This window comes from Cupriavidus sp. KK10 (assembly GCF_018223725.1).
Classification (GTDB): domain Bacteria; phylum Pseudomonadota; class Gammaproteobacteria; order Burkholderiales; family Burkholderiaceae; genus Cupriavidus; species Cupriavidus necator.
The window spans coordinates 4970353-4989676 of the sequence record NZ_CP073677.1; the positions used below are offsets into that span (position 1 = coordinate 4970353).

Annotated in this window: 18 protein-coding genes; 1 reads left to right on the forward strand and 17 read right to left on the reverse strand. The window is 67.2% G+C overall.

Annotated features, from left to right (window positions below):
* Nucleotides 1-179 precede the first annotated feature (179 nt).
* From KB879_RS23155 to KB879_RS23200, 10 genes are all read right to left on the reverse strand, one after another.
* On the reverse strand, nt 180-1061 hold the full coding sequence (locus KB879_RS23155; RefSeq protein ID WP_013957114.1) for a MaoC/PaaZ C-terminal domain-containing protein: 882 nt from the start codon (nt 1059-1061) through the stop codon (nt 180-182).
* Nucleotides 1061-3217, reverse strand: coding sequence for a D-(-)-3-hydroxybutyrate oligomer hydrolase (gene phaZ2 / locus KB879_RS23160; RefSeq protein ID WP_211979844.1), 2157 nt, complete (start codon nt 3215-3217; stop codon nt 1061-1063). The genes KB879_RS23155 and phaZ2 overlap by 1 nt, the downstream gene beginning before the upstream one ends.
* A gap of 122 nt (nt 3218-3339) precedes the next feature.
* Entirely contained in the window at nt 3340-4884 is a 1545-nt protein-coding gene (locus KB879_RS23165) for a long-chain fatty acid--CoA ligase (protein WP_013957116.1), read from the reverse strand.
* A 14-nt stretch (nt 4885-4898) separates the two neighbouring features.
* Nucleotides 4899-5975: a branched-chain amino acid ABC transporter permease gene (locus tag KB879_RS23170; RefSeq protein ID WP_013957117.1), complete on the reverse strand. Its 1077-nt coding sequence runs from the start codon at nt 5973-5975 to the stop codon at nt 4899-4901.
* Between the two features lie 11 nt (nt 5976-5986).
* The gene (locus tag KB879_RS23175; protein WP_013957118.1) at nt 5987-7012 is read right to left on the reverse strand and encodes a branched-chain amino acid ABC transporter permease; all 1026 of its coding nucleotides are present in this window, start codon (nt 7010-7012) and stop codon (nt 5987-5989) included.
* 15 nt (nt 7013-7027) lie between these two features.
* Nucleotides 7028-7768 carry an ABC transporter ATP-binding protein gene (locus tag KB879_RS23180; protein WP_211979845.1) on the reverse strand — a complete coding sequence of 247 codons (741 nt, stop codon included), beginning with the start codon at nt 7766-7768 and terminating at the stop codon, nt 7028-7030.
* On the reverse strand, nt 7761-8522 hold the full coding sequence (locus KB879_RS23185) for an ABC transporter ATP-binding protein (protein WP_041227982.1): 762 nt from the start codon (nt 8520-8522) through the stop codon (nt 7761-7763). The genes KB879_RS23180 and KB879_RS23185 overlap by 8 nt, the downstream gene beginning before the upstream one ends.
* A gap of 92 nt (nt 8523-8614) precedes the next feature.
* Nucleotides 8615-9802 carry a substrate-binding domain-containing protein gene (locus tag KB879_RS23190; RefSeq protein ID WP_211979846.1) on the reverse strand — a complete coding sequence of 396 codons (1188 nt, stop codon included), beginning with the start codon at nt 9800-9802 and terminating at the stop codon, nt 8615-8617.
* Nucleotides 9803-9879: 77 nt separating this feature from the next.
* Nucleotides 9880-10662 (reverse strand): enoyl-CoA hydratase/isomerase family protein, encoded by a 783-nt coding sequence (locus KB879_RS23195; protein WP_211979847.1) that lies wholly within the window; start codon nt 10660-10662, stop codon nt 9880-9882.
* Nucleotides 10659-11312, reverse strand: coding sequence for a TetR/AcrR family transcriptional regulator (locus tag KB879_RS23200; RefSeq protein WP_114134230.1), 654 nt, complete (start codon nt 11310-11312; stop codon nt 10659-10661). Before KB879_RS23200 ends, KB879_RS23195 begins: the two co-directional genes overlap by 4 nt.
* Nucleotides 11313-11553: 241 nt before the next feature.
* Between KB879_RS23200 and KB879_RS23205 the strand changes: the two genes are divergently transcribed.
* Nucleotides 11554-12462 (forward strand): alpha/beta fold hydrolase, encoded by a 909-nt coding sequence (locus tag KB879_RS23205; RefSeq protein ID WP_013957124.1) that lies wholly within the window; start codon nt 11554-11556, stop codon nt 12460-12462.
* On the opposite strand, the gene crcB is transcribed toward KB879_RS23205, so the two are convergent.
* The 7 genes from crcB to KB879_RS23240 form a co-directional block, all read right to left on the reverse strand.
* On the reverse strand, nt 12412-12792 hold the full coding sequence (gene crcB / locus KB879_RS23210; protein ID WP_013957125.1) for a fluoride efflux transporter CrcB: 381 nt from the start codon (nt 12790-12792) through the stop codon (nt 12412-12414). The genes KB879_RS23205 and crcB overlap by 51 nt on opposite strands.
* Nucleotides 12792-13310, reverse strand: coding sequence for a molybdenum cofactor biosynthesis protein MoaE (locus KB879_RS23215; protein ID WP_011615581.1), 519 nt, complete (start codon nt 13308-13310; stop codon nt 12792-12794). Before KB879_RS23215 ends, crcB begins: the two co-directional genes overlap by 1 nt.
* A 1-nt stretch (nt 13311) precedes the next feature.
* Nucleotides 13312-13569, reverse strand: a complete 258-nt coding sequence (gene moaD, locus KB879_RS23220; RefSeq protein ID WP_013957127.1) for a molybdopterin converting factor subunit 1 — start codon at nt 13567-13569, stop codon at nt 13312-13314.
* Between the two features lie 30 nt (nt 13570-13599).
* Nucleotides 13600-14838, reverse strand: a complete 1239-nt coding sequence (gene glp / locus KB879_RS23225) for a gephyrin-like molybdotransferase Glp (RefSeq protein ID WP_211979848.1) — start codon at nt 14836-14838, stop codon at nt 13600-13602.
* A gap of 173 nt (nt 14839-15011) precedes the next feature.
* Nucleotides 15012-16457 carry a threonine synthase gene (gene thrC, locus KB879_RS23230; RefSeq protein ID WP_013957129.1) on the reverse strand — a complete coding sequence of 482 codons (1446 nt, stop codon included), beginning with the start codon at nt 16455-16457 and terminating at the stop codon, nt 15012-15014.
* Between the two features lie 21 nt (nt 16458-16478).
* Nucleotides 16479-17789 (reverse strand): homoserine dehydrogenase, encoded by a 1311-nt coding sequence (locus tag KB879_RS23235; protein ID WP_013957130.1) that lies wholly within the window; start codon nt 17787-17789, stop codon nt 16479-16481.
* Nucleotides 17790-17839: 50 nt separating this feature from the next.
* Complete coding sequence (locus tag KB879_RS23240; RefSeq protein WP_211979849.1) at nt 17840-19075, reverse strand: pyridoxal phosphate-dependent aminotransferase; 1236 nt, start codon at nt 19073-19075, stop codon at nt 17840-17842.
* Between the last annotated feature and the right edge of the window lie 249 nt (nt 19076-19324).

Below are 19324 nucleotides of genomic sequence, written 5' to 3' on the forward strand. Positions count from 1 at the left end.
CTCGGCGCCGGTCTTCGTTGCCGGAGCGCCCGTATGCCCTGCCGGACACTGGATGTCTTTCCGAAAGATAAGGCTTTGTCGCGACATTTCAAGGCCGCGCCGGTACGCAATGACCCCGATCCGCCGCTATGTCGGCAACCCCGGCTCCCACGCTCGCAAGTGCCGCAAGCGACACGCGGCTAGGCGGCGCGGCAGGCGCCCTTGTCCGCCAGGTTGCGCACCAGCACGAGTGATTCGCCCTGCACCACCACGCGCCCGTCCGCGCCCGTGACCACGCTGGCCAGGTTGACCAAGTCCTTGCCGGCGCGCAGCCGCACGATGCGCACGCATGCCGTCAGCGGCTCATCCAGCCGCGCGGCTGAAGCGAGGCGCAGCGACTGCTTCATCCACCCCGTGCCCCGTCCGGGCAGTTGCGTGCCGAGCAGGTCCGAGAACATGCCGGCCAGCAGCGGCAGCGGCACCACCGGCCCGCCAAACCCGCGCGCGCGGGCAAAGGCCGGATCGGCGTGATACGGGTTGGCGTCGCCGGTCAGGGTGATGTATTCGTCCAGGTCTGCCTGGGCGAAGGCGCGCGTCGCACGGGCTTCCTGACCAGGGCGCAGGCCGTAAAGGATGGCGTCGCCCGCCTCTGGCGCCTGTGCCGTCTCGCCGGGCAGCCAGGCCAGTGCGTCCGGCCCGGCATCCGGCAGCCAGAGCGATTCGCCCACGGCCGTAACGCGCGGCGCCTCGCCCGGCCCACCCGCGCTGCCAACGGTGGTGCCGTAGCGCGCCAGTCCGGCTGGCGCGTGCTGCGGCGCCAGCGCGATCTGCACCGTATCGCCAACGAAGGCCGGCGTCGGGAACATCAGCGTCTGCCCGACCGGCAACGCCGGCCCGGGCACCTGCCGCCAGGTGTGGGCGCACAGCAGCGAAAACAGGAACATGCCGTGCGCCACGGTGGCGCCGAAATGCGTGCCACGGGCAAAGGACGGATCGCAGTGGATCGGGTTGTCGTCGTGCGACAAGGCGGCGAAGCGGTCAAAGTCGCGCTGCGACAGCACGCGCGGCAGGGCATCGTTCATCAGTCAGGCACCTGTACGGTATTAGCGTTGACGGTAATCGCGTTGCCGGCCGCAGGCGATGCGGCGAACGGCGGCACGTTGGACGGCAGCAGCGTCGGCGCCGGCGTATTGAGGGTGCCCCCGCGCGGCGTGGTGCGCACCACCTGCGACGGCGGCAGCGCCTTGCCCGCGGTGAGGTTGTCGTAGACCGCATCCAGGGCCCGGTTCAGGTAGACGTGCAGCGGCACATAGCGGTTGCTGTAGCCCGGCACCAGGCCGATGAAGGCATCGAAGTGCTGGGCGTTCTCGACCTCCACGTATGACAGCTTGCTGGTCACCCCCTCCTGTTGCCGGTTCAGCCCGAGATACGGGCGCGAGGTATGGTTGACCGGCAGCAGCCCGTCGCTACGCCCGTGCACGATCACCGCCGGCTTGCCGCGCAGGTTGCCGTTGCGCAGCGTCAGCGCCTGGCCGGCTTGCAATGCGCGTGCCGCGGCGTCGGAGCCGGCCAGCAGGCTGCGCAGGCAGTTGGCGCCGTCGTAATTCAGGTCTGCCCGCAGCGTCAACGGTGAAACCGACGCCAGGTTCAGGTACGGGCCATGCTGCGGATCGAGGTCATTGATCAACTGGACCGGCGGCTGCGGCGGCACGCCGTTGCCGGTGGCGAACATCGACGCCAGCGCCGCGGGCGCGATTGCCGCGGGCTTCAGGTCGGTCAGCGTGCTGGCAAAGCTGTAGCCGCACAGCCGGTCGGTGACGCTGGCCTGCGCATACGCGTTGGCATAGTTGACCGAGATCGCGGCGGCGACGTCAAACACGGCCAGCGACGGGTGCAGATCGTCCGATTCCGCTTCCCAGCCAGCGGCACGCAGCGCCTGCAGCGCGCTGGCGCTCTGTTCGTCCGTGTTCGTGCCGCTCACCAGGCCCTTTTCCGCCAGCGTCTGGCAGCGGTTGGCAAAGAACGTCGCCGTGGCGGGGTTGGTGTAGAACGGCGCCTGGGTCAGCGCGGTGGCCCGCGCGGCGCAGTGCTGCAGCAGGTTGGCCGTGGTGGTGTAGTCGTACAGCGTGCGGCCCGAAGCCGCCACCGGCGTTGCGCCGCGTTGCACCACGATGCCGGTATTTGGCGGCATGTTCAGGTTGGGCTCGCCCACCGCCACGCCGTCGATCAGCCCGCCGGCATCCTGCTCGGCCGCCGCTACCGCGGCACCGCCGCCGTTGGACACGCTGGAGGCGATCACCACGATCCTGTCCTTGCCCAGGGTGCGCTGGCGGGTGCCGTTGGCCGACACGGCGCCAAAGCGGTCATTGATCGCCCAGATCGCAAATTCCACCGCCTGCAGCGTGAACTTGCCCCAGTCCTTCTCCGGGTTGCGCTGCGAATGCGCATGCTTGAACGCCAGCCGGTGCGGGTTGGCAGCGGTAAATTCCGCCAGCGAGGTGGCCCCCGCCGGCGCGGCAAACTCCGCGTTCTTGCCGGCCGCCGCGCGCGTGGCGCGGGTGCCGTCGATCAGCGGCACGGTGTCGGTATCCAGGTCATGCGGCGCGGCGCCGGTACCCTTGTCGGTATAGGCCACCGCGCAGCCGCGCTTCAGGCCCCACTCGCCAGTGGCGATGGCGCCATAGACGCCACGCGAACCGGATGAGGTGGCGGTGATCATGCACGGCTTCGACGTGTTGAACGACGCGGGGATCTGCACCAGCATGGTCACGTTCTGCTGGCCCGAGCCATCGTCCGAAAAGGCCAGGTACTCCACGCCGGCCACCTTGCCTTCGGAGCCGGTGACATTGCCCTGCGCGTCGACATTGGGGCCGTAGAGCGAGCCGTAGCCGCCGCTGGCGGTGGTGTCGACAATGGCACGATAGTTGGTATGGATCGCATAGCGCCGCAACTCCGCCGCGGTCGGCGCGGTGGGGTTGGCCGGCAGCGGCGCGGCGGCGCTGGCCAGGCCGTCCTTGCCCAGGCCCGCGGTCAGCAGGTCGTCGGTGGTGCCGTTGTAGCTGTTGATGGTGACCGTGCCGATATTCGCCGGCTTGGTATTGGGGTTGCTGCCGTTGCCGTTGTTGTTGTCATCGCCCGAACCGCAGGCGGCGGCCAGCATCGATGCGGCGGCCGCCAGCACCTTGAGCCTGAGACGGCGTCTCTGTTTCTGCTGCGGCGGGATCTGCGTGGAATGCATGTCAACCTCCTCCTGGCGCACCCGGATGGCCGGGGCTGTCGAGTTGTCTTCAGATCGAGGACTGCGGAGACTGCGAACTGCGGAAATCAAAAACACGGCAACGGCTGGCGCGGCCATGCACCTCAGCCAGAAAACTTTGCGCGCAGCTTGTGCTTTTCCACCTTGCCGGACGGCGTGCGCGGCAGCGCATCGAGAAAGCGTACATGGCGCGGCACCTTGTAGCCGGCCAGCTGCGCCTTGCAGTGGGCGATCACGGCATCGGCCTCCAGGGCTGCGCCCGGGCGCAGCACCACCAGCGCCATGCCGACCTCGCCCCAGCGCGCATCCGGCGCGCCGATCACGGCGGCCTCGGCCACGCCCGGCAGCTGGAACAGCACGCTCTCGACTTCGGCCGGATAGACGTTCTCGCCGCCGGAGATAAACATGTCCTTGGCCCGGTCGACGATGTAGTAGTCGCCGTCCTCGTCGCGGTAGGCGATATCGCCGGAATGGAGCCAGCCGTCGCGGATCGCGGCCGCGGTGGCCTCGGGCAGGTTCCAGTAGCCTGGCGTCACGCCGGGGCCCTTGATCAGCAGTTCGCCACGCTCGCCCGGGCCTACGTCCGCCCCAACCGCATCGACGATGCGCGTCAGCATCGACCCCACCGGCTTGCCGATGGTGCCGATCTTGCGGCGCGCGGTATCTTCGTCGCAGACAAAGACCGTGGGGCCGGTCTCGGTCATGCCGAAGCCGAAGCAGATGGTCACGCCCTTGGCCAGGTAGGCCTCCAGCAGCGGCCTGGGCACCGGCGAGCCCCCCGCCGACATATTGCGCACGCCGGCGAAGTCCGCCTGCGCGAAGCGCGGGTGCTGGCTCAGGAACAGGTACACCGCCGGCACCGCGAAGAACATGGTGATGCCCTCGCCGCTGGCGCGGTCGAGCTTGCCCAGCACCACCTGCGGCTCGAACTGCCGCATGATGTGCACCGTGCCGCCCGCGTGCAGCACCGGGTTGGCATACAGGTTCAGTCCGCCGGTGTGGAAGAACGGCAGCACGTTGAGGAACACGTCGTCGCGCGTGATCTTGTTGGCCAGCATCGCGTTGACGGCGTTGAAGTAGACCATGCCATAGGTCTGGATCACGCCCTTTGGCTTGCCGGTGGTGCCGGAGGTATAGAGCAGGTGCCAGACCTCGGACTCATCGCGGCACGGCATCTCGATGATGCGGCCGGAGGCGGCGTCGAGCACCGCCTCGTACTCGGTCCAGCCACCGGGAACGTCGGCGGCCTCGTCGTCGGCGAGGTGCAGCACCGCGCGCAGCGGGATCGCGCGCGCCAGCTCGGCGGCCACGGCCAGGAAGCCGTCGCCGGCCACCAGCACCTCGGGCGTGCAGTCCTGCAGGATCGGCAGCAACTCTGCCGCCGGCAGGCGCCAGTTCAGGCACACCATCACCATGCCGGCCTTGGCGCAGCCATACAGCATCTCGAAATAGTCCGAGCTGTTGTGCGCCAGCACCGCCACGCGCGTGCCCGGCGCCAGTTGCAGGTGGTCACGCAGGTATTCCGCGAAGCGGCTGGCGCGTTCGTTGAAGTGGCGATAGGTCACCTGGCGGCCGCTCTCCACGTCTACCAGCGCGACCTTGTCGGGGAAATGCTGCGCGTTCTTGTGCAGCCAGTCGATGACGTACATGCGCTAGCCTCCGCTCAGCTTGCCACATCCTGCACGGGCCCGGTGCCGCGCAGCCGCCCCACCACGCCCTGCGGGAAATAATAGACGCTCAGGATAAACAGCAAACCCAGCCACAGCAGCCACCGGTCCGGATGCAGCAGCGACGACAGCAGCGGCAGCGCGGCGGTGGTGTCGCTGGCCAGTTTCATCACGTCCTGCAGGTAGGTCTGCGCCACCAGGAACAGCACCGTGCCGATCACCGCGCCATAGAGCGTGCCCATGCCGCCGATCACCACGATCAGCAGGATGTCGACCATGATCTCGAACGACAGCGAGGTATCGGGCCCGTTATAGCGCAGCCAGATCGCCATCAGCACGCCGGCCAGCGTGGCGAACATCGCCGACAGCACCGTCGACACGGTACGGTACACCACGGTGCGGTAGCCGATCGCCTCGGCACGGAAATCGTTCTCTCGGATCGCCTGCAGCACCCGGCCAAAGGGCGAGTTGACGATGCGCAGCAGCACCAGAAACAGCACCACCGCGCCGGCGAACACCAGGTAGTAGCTGAGCAGCTTGCCGCTCAGCGGCACGCCCAGCCATTCGGCCTCGCCCAGCGTAAAGCCGGGACGCAGCACCTCCGGCACCTTGAAGGTCAGCCCGTCTTCGCCACCGGTCCATTCCGACAGTTGCGACACCAGCGTGGCGAAGGCGGTCGCCACCGCCAGCGTGATCATGGCAAAGAAGATGGCCCGCACCCGCAGCGAGAACAGCCCGATCAGGAAAGCCAGCAGCGCCGACACCGCCAGCGCGCCGACAGTGCCCACCAGCAGCGCCCCCCAGCCTGGTTCCATGCGCGACATGGCGATGGCCACGCCATAGCCGCCAATGCCGAAGAACATGGTGTGGGCGAAGGAAACGATGCCGGTATAGCCCAGCAGCAGGTCATAGCTGGCCACCAGCACCACGAAGATGCAGATCTTGGCCGCCATGTTGAGCGCACGCGCGCCGGGGAAGGCGAATGGGGCGCACGCCAGGGCCACCAGGATCAGCAGCAGGATCACGGTCAGCACGCGGCTGCGCGGCAGGTCGCCGGAGAGAAGTCGGATCATGATCGTTGCCCTCAGCGCCGCGCCACCGGAAACAGCCCCTGCGGGCGCCACAGCAGCACCAGCATCATCAGCAGGATGTTGGAGAACAGAGCCACCTTGGGGAACAGGAAACCGGTGTAGTTGGCCATCAGCCCCACCAGCAACGCGCCGACAAAGCAGCCGGTAGTCGATCCCAGCCCGCCGATGATGATGACGATAAAGATCAGCACATTCACCTGCGCGCCGATCGCCGCGGTGATGTTCTGCTGGTACAGCCCCCACAGCACCCCGCCCAGCCCCGCGAGCGCCGCGCCCGCGACGAACACGCTGATAAACAGGCGCCGCACGCGGTAGCCAAGCGCCTCGACCATCTCGCGGTTCTCCACGCCGGCGCGGATCAGCAGGCCGATGCGGGTGCGGTTGAGCAGCAGTAGCATCGCGATAAAGATCACCAGCCCCAGTGCCATCGCGATCAGCCGGTATTTCTCGATGGCGGCATCGCCCAGCAGCACCGCGCCGCGGAAGGTGGTGGGCACCTGCAGCGCAATGGTCTCAGGACCCCAGATCGCCTTGATCAGCTGCTCGGCCACGATCATGCCGCCCATCGTGATCAGGATCTGCTTCAGGTGCTGGCCGTAGACCGGGCGCACCACCACGCGCTCGAAGAACAGCCCGACCGCGCCGGCTGCGACCATCGCGGCTACGATCGCCAGTGCAAACACCGACAGGTTCAACGCCAGGCTGTCGGCCTCGACCCAGCCTGCCAGTGGCAGCAGGACCGAGGCGGCCACATAAGCACCCAGCGCGATGAAGGCGCCGTGGCCGAAGTTGAGCACATCCATCAGGCCGAACACCAGCGTCAGGCCGGACGAGACGACGAAGATGATCATGCCCATCGCCAGGCCGGCAATGGTCAGCGTCAGCCAGGTCGACGGGCTGCCGACCAGCGGATAGGCCAGCAGCATCAGCAGCGGCGCCAGCGCCAGCGGGGTCCAGTCGAGCCGGACCTTGGGCAGGTCCGTCGGTGCGGCGGCCGGCAATGTCGTTGAAGTGGTCATGTGTGTTGTCCCGCGTTACTGGTGCGCCGCCAGCGACAGCCCCAGCAGCTTCTGCTGCAGCAAGTCGTCTCCAGCCAGCGCCGCCATCGTGCCCGTGTGTACCGTGCGGCCATCGTCCATCACCGCCACCGTATCCCCCACCGACTTCGCCATATGGAAGTTCTGCTCCACCAGCAGGATCGACACCTCGGTCTGCTTGAGCTCGCGGAACACATGGATCATGTTCTGGATGATGGCCGGCGCCAGGCCCTTGGTGGGCTCGTCGACGATCAGCAGCTGGCGCGGCTCGATGATGGCGCGCGCCACCGACAGCATCTGCTTCTGCCCGCCCGACAGCACGCCGGCACGCTGCTGCCAGAAGGTCTTCAGCGCCGGGAACATGCGGAACACCCAGTCCAGCCGGCGCTCATCGATGGCGCCGGTGCGCGCTGCCAGGCGCATGTTCTCGGCCACGGTCAGGTCAGAGAACACGCTCATGTTCTCCGGCACGTAGGCAATGCCGGCCTGCGCGATCGCGGGCGTGCTGTGGCGCGTGATGTCGGTGCCGTCAAAGGTCACCGTGCCCGCGCTGGCCTGCCACAGGCCCATGATGGTGCGCAGCGCGGTGGTCTTGCCGGCGCCGTTGCGCCCCAGCAGCATGGTCACGCCGCCGCGCGGCACCTCGAAGCTCACGCCGTGCAGGATGTGGTACGGGCCGATATGGGTCTGCACGCCCTGCAGCCGCAGGATCGGCCCGGTTGCTTGTGCGTCAGCCATGGCTGCCCTCCTCTTCCGGCATGCCCAGGTAAGCCTGCTGCACCACCGGCGAGGCGATCACCTCGGCCGGGTCGCCGTCGGCCACCAGGGTGCCGTTGTGCAGCACGATGATGCGGTCGGCCAGCGAGCGCACCACGTCCATCTTGTGTTCGACAAGCAGCACGGTCTTGCTGCGGTCCTGGCGGATCTCGCGGATCAGGTCAAGGATCACCGGCACTTCATCCACGCTCATGCCCGCGGTGGGCTCATCAAACATGAACACGCGCGGCTGCAGCGCCAGCAGGATGCCGACCTCCAGCTTGCGCTGGTCGCCGTGCGGCAACGAGGCCACTGTCAACTGGCGCTTGCCGGCCAGCGCCACGCGCTCCAGGATCGCCATGGCCTGGGCCTGCACGTCGCGGTGGCTGGTCCACATCGAGAACAGATCGATGCCGCGCTGCTGGCGCGCCTGCACCGCCAGCCGCACGTTCTCCAGCACCGACAGCTGCGGAAACAGGCTGGTCAGCTGGAAGGCGCGGCCAATGCCGCGGCGCGTCTTCTGCGACACCGGCAGGCGCGTCACGTCCTCGCCATCCAGCAGGATCTGCCCCGCCGTGGGCGGCAACTGGCCCGAGACCAGGTTGAAATACGTGGTCTTGCCGGCGCCGTTGGGGCCGACGATGCAGGTCAGCTCGCCGGGCCGGAACGCGCACGACACCGCATTGACGGCCACGTGGCCGCCAAAGCGGATGGTCAGGCCGCGCGTTTCCAGCAGCGGCTGCGCCCCGGCGGCAGTCGCGCCGGCGTGCCCGGCGGCCGGCTGCGACGGCGCCGGCGCGGACCGGGCGAAAGAGGCTGGCGCGTTCATCAGCGGTGGTTGCGCACGGGCACGGCCATCTCTTCGGGCTTGATCTCGCGCACGAGTTCAGGCACGCCCCAGGCGAAGGCCGGATCCACCTTGATCTTGAAGTGGTACATTGACTGCATGGCCTGGTGGTCTTCCTTGCGGAAGGTCATCTTGCCCTTGGGCGTGTCGAACGACATGCCCTCCATCGCCGTGATCAGCTTCTCGGTGCCGGTCTCGCCGCTGGTCTTCTTCAGCGCCTCGACCAGCGCGATGCCCGCAGTCATGCCGCCGGCCGTGAAGAAATCGGGCGGCGCCTTGAACTTGCTGTAGTGGTTGGACACCAGCCACTCATTGGCCTTGTTCTTGGGGATGCCGAAGTAGTAGTACGTGGCCCCTTCCATGCCCGGGAAGTTCTTGTAGCTGGCCATCGCCGGCAGGATGTTGCCGCCGGTGGCAATCTCGATGCCGTAGCGCTTGGGATCGAGATTGGCGATCTTGAACGGGTTGCCGGCACCGGCCCAGATGATGAAGATCACCTTGCGGCCCGGCTTGTCCTTGAGCGAATCAAACAGCCGCTGCGCGCCGGCGGTGAAGTCCGTGGTGCTGGTCGGCAGGTATTCCTCATGCACGATCTTGGCGTTCTTCAGCGCGCCCTTGAAGGCCTTGACGCCGTCGCGGCCAAAAGCGTAGTCCTGCGCCAGCGTGGCGATCTGCACGCCCGGCTTGTCCAGCGCCACGGCGTTGGAAATTGCGTCCTGCGACGAATTGCGGCCGGTGCGGAAGATATAGCGGTTCCACTTGTCGCCGGTGATCGAGTCAGCCACCGCGGGCTCGACCAGCAGCACCTTCTTGTATTCCTCTGCCACCGGCAGCATCGCCAGCGCGGTGCCGGAAGAGGTGGGGCCGACCGCGATATCGGCGCGGTCGTCGCTGTAGGCAGCGGCCAGCTGGGCCTTGGCCACGTCCGGCTTGCCCTGGGTGTCTTTCTCGATCACCACCAGCTTGTTGCCGTTGACGGTCATGGTGCCGTTGGTGGCGTACTCCAGGCCCATCATCAGGCCGGTCTGGGTCTGCTTGGCGTAGGCCTCGAGCGCGCCGGTCTTGTCATAGACGTGCGCGATGCGGATGTCCTTGGCCAGCGCGGTGCCGGCGGCAAGCAGGCCGGCGGCCATGACCAGGGCACGTACGGCGAGTGGGTTGCGTTGCATTGCTGTCTCCTGTGTTCGGTCTCGTTTGTGTTTGTCTGGATGAAACCTGCTGCAACTGCTTTGGAATGCTGTACGGACTATTCGCGCGTGCGTCCTGCCAGGAAGCACCGCATGCCGTCGGCGGTCTCGGCACTGGCGATCTGGGCGACAAAGGCCGCGCGCTCTCGCTCAAGGCCGGCCGCCAGGGTGTCGGCGTCCCAGCGCAACAGCGCGCGCGTGCGGGCCACGCTGCCCGGCACCTTGCGCATGACGCCGCGCGCCAGCGTCACGGCATCGGCCTCGGCCGAACCCGGCGCGGCCAGCGCGGTGGCCAGGCCAAGTGCCTCTGCCTTCGGCGCGGCGACGATCGTATTGTTCAGCTGCCAGGCGCGCGCCTGCGGCGTGCCGACCAGCTGCGGCAGCATCGCGGTCCAGCCGCCGTCCGGGCTGAAGCCAACCACCGTGTAGTACGGCGCGATGCGCGCATCCCGCGCCAGCACCGCCATGTCGCACGCCAGCACCAGGCCCAGCGAGCCGCCCGTCAGCCAGCCCTCCACCGCCGCCACCACCGGGCAGCGCAGCGCTGCCAGTCGCAGGATCGAGCGGTTCAGCAGTGCCAGCAGCCGGTCGGCGTAGCTGGCTATCGCGTCGCCCTGCGCAGCGAATGCCGCGACGTCGCCGCCGGTGGAGAAATTTTTTCCGGCATGCGTCAGCACCACGGCATGGATCGCGGGGTCGACTTCAATCTCGTCCAGCGCGGCCAGCAGCGCTTCCAGCAACTCGGGCACCAGGCTGTTGTGCCGCTGCGGCCGGTTCAGGCGCAGCAATGCCACGCCATCGGCGCGCTCCCACTGCACCAGGGGTTCTGCGTGGGCGTTCATCGCGGCTGCAGGCCGTGCGAGATCAGGTCGAAGGCGGTGTCGACCACCTTCTCCATCGAAGGCGGGCGCTTCCAGCGCGCATAGCGCATGCCCAGGAAGTTGCTGATGCCAATCAGGCACCAGGCGCGCACCTCGGCGTCGCCGGGCACGATCTCGCCCTGCTCTTCGGCGCGCGTCAGGCGCCGGCTGTAAAGCTCGGCAAACACCTGGAAATAGCTGCTGTAGATGGTCTCGTCCACCGAGTACGAATCCAGCACGATCCGGTACAGGTTCTTGTGGCGCGACACGAATGAGAGAAATGCCTTCAGGCCCAGGCGCTCGGCTTCCATCTGGGTGGCCGCGGCGGCAACGTGCTTGCGCAGGTGGGCGCGCACCAGTTCCAGCATGTGCGCGACCAGTGCGCGGAAGATATCTTCCTTGTCCTTGAAATACAGGTAGAAGGTGCCCATCGCGACCTTGGCTTCCTGCGTGATCTCGGAGATCGACGCAGCGTAATAGCCTTTCTCACCGAACACCTTCTCGGCCGCGCGCAGCAGCGCCTCGCGCGTCTTCTGCCCGCGCGCGGTCTTGGGCGGGCAGATGCCGCCGGCGTGGCCGGGTTCGCGGATTGCGCCGGTTTCGGGCGGTGCGCCCGTGTCGGTCTGGGACATCTTGTCTCCGGTGGCGCTGCGCGCCTTGTCATTGGAATGCCAGCCGCTTCCTGCCATGCCGGCGCAGGCAGGCGCCTCCTCCGCGCCTGCCTGCGCCGGGAATCGCCACTCAGGCAAAACCTGATAGCTGATTCATGTTTCATCGTATAAATTGCCCACCATGGATGTCAATAGAGAGGCACCCTCACCCGGTGGCATCCAGGCCGCTGCCCTTTACCCTCCTGCCAGGAGAGAACCATCGTTGGACGCTCCCGATTCGGCACCTGCCGGCCCCACTCCGCCGCCCTTCGCCAGCCACCCGGCGCGTGGCGCCTTGCCAGGCTGGCGCGAAACCGGCCAGGGACGGCCGCTGCTGCTGCTGCACGGCTGGTCGGTCACCGGCGAGGCCTTCGACGGCCAGCGGGCGCTCGCACTGGCGGGATTCCGCGTGATCGCACCCGACCATGCCGGCCACGGCCTGTCGCGCGAACGCGACGGCACCACGATCACGGCGCTGGCGCGCGACGTCGCCGGACTGGTTGCGCACCTCGGGCTGACAGACGTGGTGGTGGCTGGCTGGTCGATGGGGGCGATGGTGGCATGGGCGCTGCTGCGAGACCATCCGGGTCTTCCGCTGGCAGCGGTCGGCAGCATCGACATGACACCCAGGCTGGTGACCGATCCGGCCTGGCCGCATGGCCTGCACGGCCACTATGAGATTGCGCACGCCGCGCAGATGGCGGCCCGCATCCGGGCCGACTGGCCCCGGCTGGCGCCGTCGGTTGCACTGGGAATGTGGTCGGCGGGAAGGCGCCCGGAAGGCACCGCAATGCAGCGCATCGCGCACATGGCGGACCAGTGCGATGTGGCGGCGCTTGCCGCGCTATGGGAAGACATGGCGCGCCAGGATTTCCGGGAGACACTGCGCGGCACCGGGCGGCCGCTGTTCCATTTGTACGGGGAAGCCAGCCGGCTCTATGCGCCCGCGGTGGGTGCCGCCACGCTCGCACTGCGGCCCGAGGCGGGATTCAGCGTGGTGGCCGGCGCCGGTCATAGCCCCCACATGGAGCGGCCGCAGGCGTTCAATGCCGCGCTGCTGGACCTGATCGCCAGGGCCGCGTCAGGCCAGCAAGCGGTAAGTCCAGAGGCCGAACGCGGTCAGCAGCAGTGAGCCGCCCAGGTGCAGCAGCAGGTGCAGCGCCGCCCAGCCGTAGTCGCCGGCAATCAGGTTCGCCAGCACCTCGCTGGAAAAGGTCGAGAACGTGGTCAGCCCGCCAAGGAAGCCGGTGATAGCCAGCAGGCGCCATTCCGGCGGCAGGCCCGCGTGCGTATCGAAGAATCCGACCGCCAGGCCGATCAGGTAGCCGCCCAGCAGGTTGGCCGCCAGCGTGCCATAGGGTAGCGCGGGATTGATCGCGTTCCACAGCACCGCGAAGCCCCAGCGCAGCCACGCACCGGCCGCGGCGCCCACGCCCACGGCGACAAAGCCGAGCGGCCCCATCAGGGCTGGCTCCCGCCCTGCTTCTCCGGTGGTGCGCCAGCATCGTCGCCGCTGGCATTGAACGATGCGATCCCCCAGCGCTGGAGGGCGGCTTCGTCAGTCACGCGGGCATCGACCCAGCGCGCGCCTTCCGGGGTGTCTTCCTTCTTCCAGAACGGCGCTTCGGACTTGAGGTAGTCCATGATGAACTCGCACGCGGCAAAGGCATTGCCGCGATGCGCCGACGCCACCGCGACCATCACGATCTGGTCCAGCGGCTGCATCGGGCCCACGCGGTGGATGATGGTCACGCCCAGCAGCGCCCAGCGCGCGCACGCAGCCGCCTCGATCTGCGCCAGCGCCTTCTCGGTCATACCCGGATAGTGCTCCAGCTCCATCGCGCTGACCGCGCTGCCGTCGCTGACATCGCGCACGGTGCCGATAAAGCTGGCCACCGCGCCGACCGCCGGATTGCCGGCTCGCAGCGCCGCGACTTCCGCGCCAAGATCGAAATCCTCACGCTGCACCCTGACGCTCATCTCAGCCTCCGGTCACTGGTGGGAAAAAGGCGACTTCGCAGCCGTCGGCAATCGCCGTATCGGGGCGCGCCACCGCATGGTCGACAGCCATGCGCAGCGCGCGCCCTTCAGCCAGGGTCTCGGCCCAGGCGCCGCCGCGCTGGCGCAGCCACTGGCGCAGCTCGCCCACGGTGCGCACGTCGGCCGGCACCTCGGCGCGCTCTTCGGTCACGCCCAGCTGCTCGCGCACGCTGGCAAAGAATCGGAGTTCAATGATCATCACTGCTTCTGTCCTGGTCGTGCTGGCCGGCTACGCGAGCAGGCCGTCAAACGGAATGAACTGCACGGTATCGCCGCGCGCGATCGCCTGGTTGGGCGGATTGTCGATCAGGCCGTCGCCCCAGACGGTCGAGGTCAGCACGCCCGAGCTCTGGTTGGGGAACAGGTCCAGGCCGCCCTCGGCATTGATGCGCGCGCGAAGGAACTCATTGCGGCGGTCGCCCTTGTTCAGTTCGAAATCCGCGCGCAGCGGCAGGCGCCGCGGCGTCACGCCGGCCACGCCCTGCAGGCGCAGGATGAACGGGCGCACGAACAGCAGGAAGGTCACGAAGCTGGACACCGGGTTGCCAGGCAAACCCAGGAAGAACGCCGGCTCGGCATCGTTGTTGACCTGCCCGAACGCCAGCGGCTTGCCCGGCTTGATCGCGATCTGCCACATGTCGAGCCGCCCTTCAGCCTCGACCGCGGGCTTGATATGGTCTTCCTCGCCGACCGAAACGCCGCCCGAGGTGATGATCAGGTCGTGTCCCTGCGCCGCGCGGCGCAGCGTCTCGCGCGTGGCGGCCAGCGTGTCGGGCACGATGCCGAAGTCGCTGACCTCGCAGCCCAGGTTTTCCAGCAGGCCGCGCAGTGTGAAGCGGTTGGAGTTGTAGATGGCGCCCGGCTTGAGCGGCTCGCCCGGCATCGCCAGTTCGTCACCGGTAAAGAACACCGCCACGCGCACGCGCCGCACCACGTCCAGCTTCGCCTGGCCGACCGATGCGGCCAACCCCAGCGCCTGCGGCGTCAGCCGCGTGCCGGCCGGCAGGATCACGCTGCCGGCTTCGATATCCTCGCCCGCGCGCCGCACCCATTCGCCGGGTTGCGGCACGTGGTTGACGATCACGTCCTCGCCCTCGACGGTGCATTGCTCCTGCATCACCACGGCGTCTGCGCCCCGCGGAATCAGCCCACCGGTGAAGATGCGCGCGGCGGTGCCGGGTTCCAGCGCGGTGCCGACATGGCCGGCGGGAATCCGTTGCGATACGCGCAGCCGCGTGCCGGCAGCGGGCACATCGGCCGCGCGCATGGCGTAGCCGTCCATCGAGGTGTTGTCGGCCGGCGGCACGCGCAGCGTGCTGGTCACGGGCGCGGCCAGCACGCGGCCGTTGGCGTCGAGCGTATCGATGGATTCAACCTGCGCCAGCGGACGGGCGGCGCCGAGCAGCGCGTCGAGCGCCTGGGCCATGGTCAGCATCGGGGGGCGGGAAGGTGCTGCGGCTTGGGTCATGGTGCGATGTGGGAAAGAGTTGGCCCACGAAAAACGGCCCGCGCATTGCCGGCACCCACTTGATTGGGGCAGGCAATCCGGGGGCCGAAGATCGGGCCCGCAGCCTGATTGTAGCGAGTTGGCGCGGGCCCGGCATGCGGCAGCGCCGCAGCGGGCTACACGCACCCGCGCGCTTACAGGCCGGTGTGGCCGGCGATGTAGGCCTTGACCTGCGCGGCGTCGGCGGGCATCACTTCAAAGCGCTGCGGCAGCCTCTCGATGCCCTCGAACCTGGCCGGGCGCTCCGGCTCGTGGCCGAGCGCTTCGCGGATGGTGTCGGCGAACTTGGCGGGCAGCGCGGTTTCCAGCACCACCATCGGCACACCGGCGCTGAGATGCTCGCGCGCCACCTTGACGCCATCGGCGGTGTGGGTATCGATGGTGATGCCGTAGCGCGACGACAGGTCGCGGATGGTGGCCAGCCGGTCCTGGTGCGTGCTGCGGCCCGAGACAAAGCCAAACTGGCGGATACGGTCGAATTCCGGCGTGCCCGACAGGTCGAAGCCGCCCTTCTCTTCCACGTCACGGAACAGCGCCGCCAGCTTGCCGGCGTCCTGGCCCAGCAGGTCGAACACGAAGCGCTCGAAGTTCGAGGCCTTGGAGATATCCATGCTCGGGCTCGACGTGTGGTACGTCTCGGCCGACTTGCGCACGCGGTAGGCGCCGGTGCGGAAGAACTCGTCGAGCACGTCGTTCTCGTTGGTGGCGACCACCAGCTTGTCGATCGGCAGGCCCATCATGCGCGCGATATGGCCGGCGCAGACGTTGCCGAAGTTGCCGGACGGCACGCAGAACGAGACCTTCTGGCCCGGGCCGCTGGTAGCCAGCAGCCAGCCCTTGAAGTAGTACACCACCTGGGCCACCACGCGCGCCCAGTTGATCGAGTTGACCGTGCCGATCTTCTGGCGCGCCTTGTAGTCGAGGTCGTTGGAGACCGCCTTGACGATGTCCTGGCAGTCGTCGAACACGCCTTCGACCGCCAAGTTGAAGATGTTGGCATCCTGCAGGCTGAACATCTGCGCGGTCTGGAACGCGCTCATCTTGCGGTGCGGGCTCAGCATGAACACGCGGATACCGCGCTTGCCGCGCATCGCGTACTCGGCGGCGCTGCCGGTATCGCCCGAGGTCGCGCCCAGGATGTTCAGCTCCTGCCCGGCGCGGCCCAGCGCGTACTCGAACAGGTTGCCGAGCAGCTGCATCGCCATGTCCTTGAAGGCCAGCGTCGGGCCGTTGGACAGGCCCAGCAGTTGCAGCTTGGTGCCGCCTTCCTCGCCCAGCGTGCGCAGGGGTGTGATGTCGGCGGTGTTGTCGCCCTCGCGTGCGTTGCAGTACACCTCGGCGGTATAGGTCTTGCGCGTCAGCGCGCGCAGGTCCTCGGCGGGAATATCGTCGCTGAACTTGCGCAGGATCTCGTAGGCCAGGTCGGCATACGACAGCTTGCGCCAGGATTCGAGCTCATCGGCCGTGACTTGCGGGTACTCGGTGGGCAGGTACAGCCCGCCGTCCGGCGCCAGGCCGCCCAGCAGGATCTCGGAGAAGGTTTGCGGCAGCTCATGGCCGCGGGTCGACTGGTATTTCATCTGAATCTGCCGGTCCGGCCCTTAGTTCAGTTCTTCCATGCGCAGGCGCGTCACGTCGGACAGCACGGTCTGCAGCGCCTCGATCTTGGCGATCGCCGCGTTGACGTGCTTCTCGCGCGTGATGTGGGTCAGGATGATGATGTCGGTCTGCGGCTCGCCTTCGCGCGATTCCTTCTGCAGCATGGCGTCGATCGAGATACCGCCTTCGGCCAGGATGCGGGTGATCTCGGCCAGCACGCCGGTCTCGTCGGCCACGCGCATGCGCAGGTAGTACGAGCTGTTGATCTCTTCGATCGGCAGCACCGGCACGCTCGACAGCTCATCCGGCTGGAACGCCAGGTGCGGCACGCGGTGGTTAGGGTCGGCGGTATGCAGGCGGGTCACGTCGACCAGGTCGGCGATCACGGCCGAGGCGGTCGGCTCGGCGCCGGCGCCCTTGCCGTAGTAGAGCGTCGCGCCCACGGCGTCGCCCTGCACCAGCACGGCGTTCATCGCGCCTTCCACATTGGCGATCAGGCGCGAGGCCGGCACCAGCGTCGGATGCACGCGCAGCTCGACACCGTCGTCGCGGCGGCGGGTGATGCCCAGCAGCTTGATGCGGTAGCCCAGTTCCTCGGCGTACTTGATGTCGACGGCCGAGAGCTTGGTGATGCCTTCCACGTGGGCCTTGTCGAACTGCACCGGCATGCCGAAGGCGATCGCGCTCATCAGCGTGACCTTGTGCGCGGCGTCGACGCCTTCGATGTCGAAGGTCGGGTCGGCTTCGGCATAGCCCAGCTGCTGCGCTTCCTTCAGGACCACGTCGAAATCGAGGCCCTTGTCGCGCATCTCGGACAGGATGAAGTTGGTGGTGCCGTTGATGATGCCGGCGATCCACTGGATGCGGTTGGCGGTCAGGCCTTCGCGCAGCGCCTTGATGATGGGGATGCCGCCGGCCACCGCGGCTTCGAAGGCGACGATCACGCCCTTCTTGCGCGCGGCTTCGAAGATCTCGTTGCCGTGCACGGCCAGCAGCGCCTTGTTGGCGGTGACCACGTGCTTGCCGTTCTCGATCGCCTTGAGCACCAGCTCGCGCGCGATGCCATAGCCGCCGATCAGTTCGATGACAATGTCGATGTCGGGGCGGCTGACCACCTCGTTGGCGTCGCTGACGATCTCCACTTCTCCGTTGGTCAATTCGCGCGCGCGTTCGGTGTTGAGATCGGCCACCACGGCAATCTCGATGCCGCGGCCGGCGCGGCGACGAATTTCTTCCTGATTGCGCTTGAGCACGTTGAACGTGCCGCTACCGACGGTACCGATGCCGAGCAGGCCAACTTTGATGGGGTTCATGGACAATCTTCTGAGTTGCTAAGGATGAATTGCGGCGCGGCCCGCGAAAATCAGGCCGCTGCCTTGCCGTGGCGTTTTCGGTACGCCTCGAGGAAGCGCGCGATGCGGCTGATGGCCTCGCGCAGGTCTTCCTCGTGCGGCAGGAACACGATGCGGAAATGGTCGGGCTTGGCCCAGTTGAAGCCCGAGCCCTGCACCAGCAGCACCTTGGACTCCTGCAGCAGTTCGTAGATGAACTCCTGGTCGTCCTGCACCGGGTACATCGACAGGTCGAGCTTGGGGAACAGGTACAGCGCCGCCTTGGGCTTGACGCAGGTCACGCCCGGAATCGCGGTGATCAGCTCGTAGGCCAGGTCGCGCTGGCGGCGCAGGCGCCCGCCTTCGTTGACCAGGTCGTTGATGCTCTGGTAGCCGCCCAGGGCGGTCTGGATCGCCCACTGGCCCGGCACGTTAGCGCACAGGCGCATCGACGACAGCATGTTCAGGCCTTCGATATAGTCGATGGCCGGGCGCTTGTCGCCCGACACCACCATCCAGCCGGCACGGTAGCCGCACGAGCGGTAGTTCTTCGACAGGCCGTTGAAGGTCACGGTCAGCACATCGGTCGAGAGCGAGGCGATCGAGGTGTGGGTGTAGCCGTCGTACAGGACCTTGTCGTAGATCTCGTCGGCATAGATGATCAGGCCGTGCTCGCGCGCGATGGCGACGATCTCGAGCAGCAGTTCGTCCGAATACAGCGCCCCGGTGGGGTTGTTCGGGTTGATGATGACGATGGCCTTAGTATGCGGCGTGATGCGGGCGCGGATATCGGCCGGATCGGGCATCCAGTCGTTGGACTCGTCGCAGATATAGTGCACCGGCGTGCCGCCCGAGAGGCTCACCGCAGCGGTCCATAGCGGGTAGTCCGGCGCCGGCACCAGCACTTCGTCGCCGGCATTGAGCAGCGCGTTGACGGCCATCACGATCAGTTCGGAGGCACCATTGCCCACATAAATATCGTCCAGGCCAACGCCTTCGATATTTTTTTGCTGGGTATAGTGCATGATCGCCTTGCGTGCGGCGAAAATACCCTTGGAATCAGAATAACCTGCCGAATTTGGCAGGTTTCGCATCATGTCCTGCTGAATCTCTTCCGGCGCATCAAAGCCGAACACGGCCAGGTTGCCGATATTCAGCTTGATGATCTTGTGCCCTTCTTCCTCCATCTGCTTGGCCTTTTCCAGCACCGGTCCGCGGATGTCGTAGCAAACGTTATTGAGTTTGTTGGATTTCTGGATGGGTTTCACGGCGATGTCGGGCAAGCGTAGCGTGCCGCGCAGGCGGCACCGGACTGGGAATCTGGGCGAATCTGAATTAATGCCGAAGCCCCGTGCGGAAGCCCCGCGCCGAGGCGCCGTCCGCTGCAATGCAACGCGAACGTGGCAGACAGGGAGGCAAAAGCTATAATTTATCGGATTATGACAGACTTCGGCAGGGATTCTTGCATTGCAGCGTGCGCTTGCCGCGCGTACGCCAGGCGCCTGCGCACTGTCGTC